Origin of the sequence: Komagataeibacter sp. FXV3, from assembly GCF_015155755.1 — a bacterium.
Classification (GTDB): Bacteria; Pseudomonadota; Alphaproteobacteria; order Acetobacterales; family Acetobacteraceae; genus Komagataeibacter.
Genome location: NZ_VWPI01000114.1, coordinates 1 through 3,403 on the forward strand (window position 1 = coordinate 1; position 3,403 = coordinate 3,403).

The window sequence follows — 3,403 nt, forward strand, 5'->3', positions numbered from 1 at the left end:
AGGCGCAGGTCACGCCGTGGCTGGTGATGCAGCCCGATTTCCAGTACGTCTGGCACCCCGCGGGCGGCGGCGCCGACCCGTCCTTCCCCTACCGCCGCACCGGCGATGAGGCGATCTTCGGCCTGCACAGCAATATTACATTCTGATGGGCGGGCATATTCCGGCCGATGCGGATACGCCATGCCACGGGCCGGGCACGACGCCGGTCCTGCTGGTGGTGGTACTGCTGCTATTCGCATGCGCGGCCCATAATCCGCGCGTTCCCGCCACAGGAAGGACAAGAGGAGACAAAAGCACAGGGCGGAATTGAAAATTTACATTGTTGTGAGGAACGGGCCCCTTCTATACGCCTGAATACATAGGCACATGGCCGGATCCCGTGCCGCATTGCAAAAGGAAAAAACCGTTGCGCCGTCTTGTTGCTTTATGTCTTCCGCTTGGTATGGCCGCCTGCGCGCAGCACGCCCCCCGTCCCATGGTAAATTACTGCCAGCAGCCTGCTGTTGAATCTGCAGTGGTCGCCATTGCCAACCAGGGCGCGCCCAATGCATCCCCGGCCGTCGGTTTCGAAGGCGGGACGATCAAGAGCGCGATCTATAACGACCATATACAGGTCATGGCCTGCCACGGCAGTCTGGTGCGCAAGGATGGCACGCGGCAGGATGGCATTGCCGTTGCCCGCCTGCCACACATGCGCACGGGATGGAAGGAAATCTGGGGCACCAGTGCGGCCAGCCACCAGTGGATATCGGATGCGGACATAGAAAAAAACAAGCAGAACCGGTACGCGGACTATTACGAACACACGCCACAGGCATGCAAACCTTATGCGCATGACCTGTTCTACGGCACGCAGAAATCGGACAAGGACACCGAACACCTGCGCGAGACACTGTATGACTGCCTGGCGGACCATGACGTCAAGCCACTGCGTCCCGTATCAGGCGTGGACCATACCTACAGCCCGTTCGGCATGAACTTCTACATCCCGTATTATACCAACCTGAACGCGGACGATAACGGTCCCTTCCTGTACTGATCGCAAAGCGGAACCCAGCCTGCATGGCCCTCCTGCCGATTGTCCGCTTTCCCCATCCCTGTCTGGAACAGGTGGCGGAAGCTGTTGATGCGACTGCGCCCGCAACCGCGCAACTGGCGCGCGACCTGCTGAAGACCATGCATGCGGCCCCGGGGATCGGGATCACCGCGTGTCATGTGGGCATTGCAAAACGGCTGGTGGTGATTGACCTGCCTGATGGGGATGGGCCGCATGTCTATGCCAATCCCGAAATCATCTGGCAGTCGGCGGAAACATCCACACAGGAAGAAGGTAGCGTGTCCATGCCCGGCATCCACGCGCCCGTCACCCGTCCCGCACGGGTAAAGGTGCGCCATACCCGCGCTGACGGTCAGGATGTGGAAGAGGACGCCGATGGCCTGCTGGCCACCTGCCTGCAACATGAAATCGACCAGATCAACGGCATTTTCTGGCTGAAACGCCTGTCACGCCTGCGGCGCGAACGGGCGTTGAAGCGTTATGCCAGGCTGGAACGCGACGGCAGATAACTTAAAAAATCATAGAAAGTTTTTGGTGAAGCTTTTTGCAAAAGCTTCAAAAGAACGCCGCCTTTTTGAAAAAAGGCAGCACCCAAAAACTTTTATTGTTTTTTATCAATTGGTTGTTTTCAAACAGTCTCTTATCAATGGCGGCCCGTCAGGCCACCTTGCCATCATCCAGCATATAACCACTGGAACGCACGGTGCGGATCAGGTCCGCCCCACCCGTGGCGTTCAGCGCAAGGCGCAGCCTGCGGATGTGGACATCCACCGTACGTTCTTCCACATGGATACGGTCATCCCACGCGGCAGCCAGTATTTCGGCGCGCGAAAACACCCGGCGCGGATTGCGCAGCAGGTGCAGCAGGATACGGTATTCCGTCGGCCCAAGGGCAAGCGGTGTCCCCGCACGGCTGACCCTGCGCCCGGCATGATCCAGCGTTATGTCGGCAAAGGTCAGCACGTCCTCGGCCTGTGCCGCCGCAGGGGCGGCCGCCCGCCCCGCGCTACGCCGCATGACGGCGCGTACGCGCGCATGCAGCACATCCATTCCGCACGGCTTGACCAGGTAATCATCCGCCCCGGTATCCAGCGCGTGGACGGAATCCTGTTCCTCGCCGCGCGCGGTCAGCATGATGATCGGCAGGTACCGCGTGGCTGTTGCCATGCGCAGCCTGCGGCACAGGTCAACCCCGGACAGGCCCGGCATCATCCAGTCCAGCAGGACAAGGTCGGGCTTCCACTCGCTCACCTCACGCAGGGCGTCCAGACCGTTATCCACCGGCATGACAAGGTGGCCTGCCGCCTCAAGGTTGTAGGACAGCATGACCGACAGGGCAGGGTCATCTTCTGCGACAAGGATGCGCAGCGGGCGATCTTCAAGCAAGGACGTTACCCCCCCTGTCCTGAAAACCCGCCACGGGGACGGACAACCGGCAGGATCTCACCCGTCGCGGTGTAATAGACGCGTTCGGCGATATTGGTGGCATGGTCGCCAATCCGTTCAAGGTTCTTGGCGATGAACAGCAGGTGCGTGCACGGCCCGATATTGCGCGGATCTTCCATCATGTAGGTAACCAGTTCGCGGAACATGGCGTTATACAGTTCGTCCACCGCCGTGTCGGACTGCCAGACTTCACGGGCCAGATCGGCGTTGCGCTGGCTCATGGCGTCGATCGCGCGGCGCAGGTTGTCCTGCACCAGCCGCCCCATGCCACGCAGGCCGCTGAGCGAGATGCGCGCCGTCACCAGTTCCGTACGCAGCGACCGGCGCGCGATGGAAGCGGCGCAGTCACCAATGCGTTCCATGTCACCCGTGATCTTGAGTGCCGAGACCACTTCACGCAGGTCGCCCGCCACGGGGGAACGCAGGGCGAGGATGCGGATGACCATCGCCTCCACATCGCGTTCCAGCTTATCGACCTGCGGGTCGAGATCGGCTGCGACACCGGCGGCGTTTTCATCACGGTCGGCAATGGCGGCGACAGCCTGCGATGTCTGCTGTTCAACCAGTCCGCCCATCCGCGCCATCATGGAACGAAGCTGTTCCAGTTCCTGTTCATAACTGCTGACGATATGTGCCGATTCCTGTCCCACCCGCGAGAACCTTCCTGCCTGCCCGCACAATTATACGGGATATGCCCGATAACAGGGCGTATGATACGTCACGCGGATATAATATATCCGTCCCGGATTTGTTCAAGACGATGTCATACCCCATGGGGATGGCCCAAAATAATGAAATAAAAAGATTTCTTCAGGAACGTCCCATGCCCCGTGCCCAGTGCTACGGTCAGCATCCGCCGGCAGGAAACGGGGGCCGGATCAGGCAGGATTGGGGGGCGGG

General features: G+C 60.4%; 5 protein-coding genes. 3 read left to right on the forward strand and 2 right to left on the reverse strand.

Annotation, left to right across the window (positions count from 1 at the left end; all coding sequences use genetic code 11):
* The 3 genes from F1542_RS10300 to F1542_RS10310 all read left to right on the forward strand — a co-directional run.
* Window positions 1–146, forward strand: a 146-nt coding sequence (locus F1542_RS10300) for a carbohydrate porin (protein WP_193731557.1), incomplete at its 5' end; no start/stop codon positions are given.
* 260 nt (window positions 147–406) lie between these two features.
* On the forward strand, window positions 407–1,039 hold the full coding sequence (locus F1542_RS10305; protein WP_227672654.1) for a hypothetical protein: 633 nt from the start codon (window positions 407–409) through the stop codon (window positions 1,037–1,039).
* A gap of 23 nt (window positions 1,040–1,062) precedes the next feature.
* Window positions 1,063–1,566, forward strand: coding sequence for a peptide deformylase (locus F1542_RS10310; protein ID WP_193732952.1), 504 nt, complete (start codon window positions 1,063–1,065; stop codon window positions 1,564–1,566).
* Between the two features lie 148 nt (window positions 1,567–1,714).
* Here F1542_RS10310 and F1542_RS10315 read toward each other — a convergent pair whose 3' ends face one another.
* Window positions 1,715–2,443 carry a response regulator gene (locus F1542_RS10315; protein WP_193732953.1) on the reverse strand — a complete coding sequence of 243 codons (729 nt, stop codon included), beginning with the start codon at window positions 2,441–2,443 and terminating at the stop codon, window positions 1,715–1,717.
* 5 nt (window positions 2,444–2,448) lie between these two features.
* On the reverse strand, window positions 2,449–3,153 hold the full coding sequence (phoU, locus tag F1542_RS10320) for a phosphate signaling complex protein PhoU (RefSeq protein ID WP_193732954.1): 705 nt from the start codon (window positions 3,151–3,153) through the stop codon (window positions 2,449–2,451).
* Window positions 3,154–3,403: the final 250 nt, after the last annotated feature.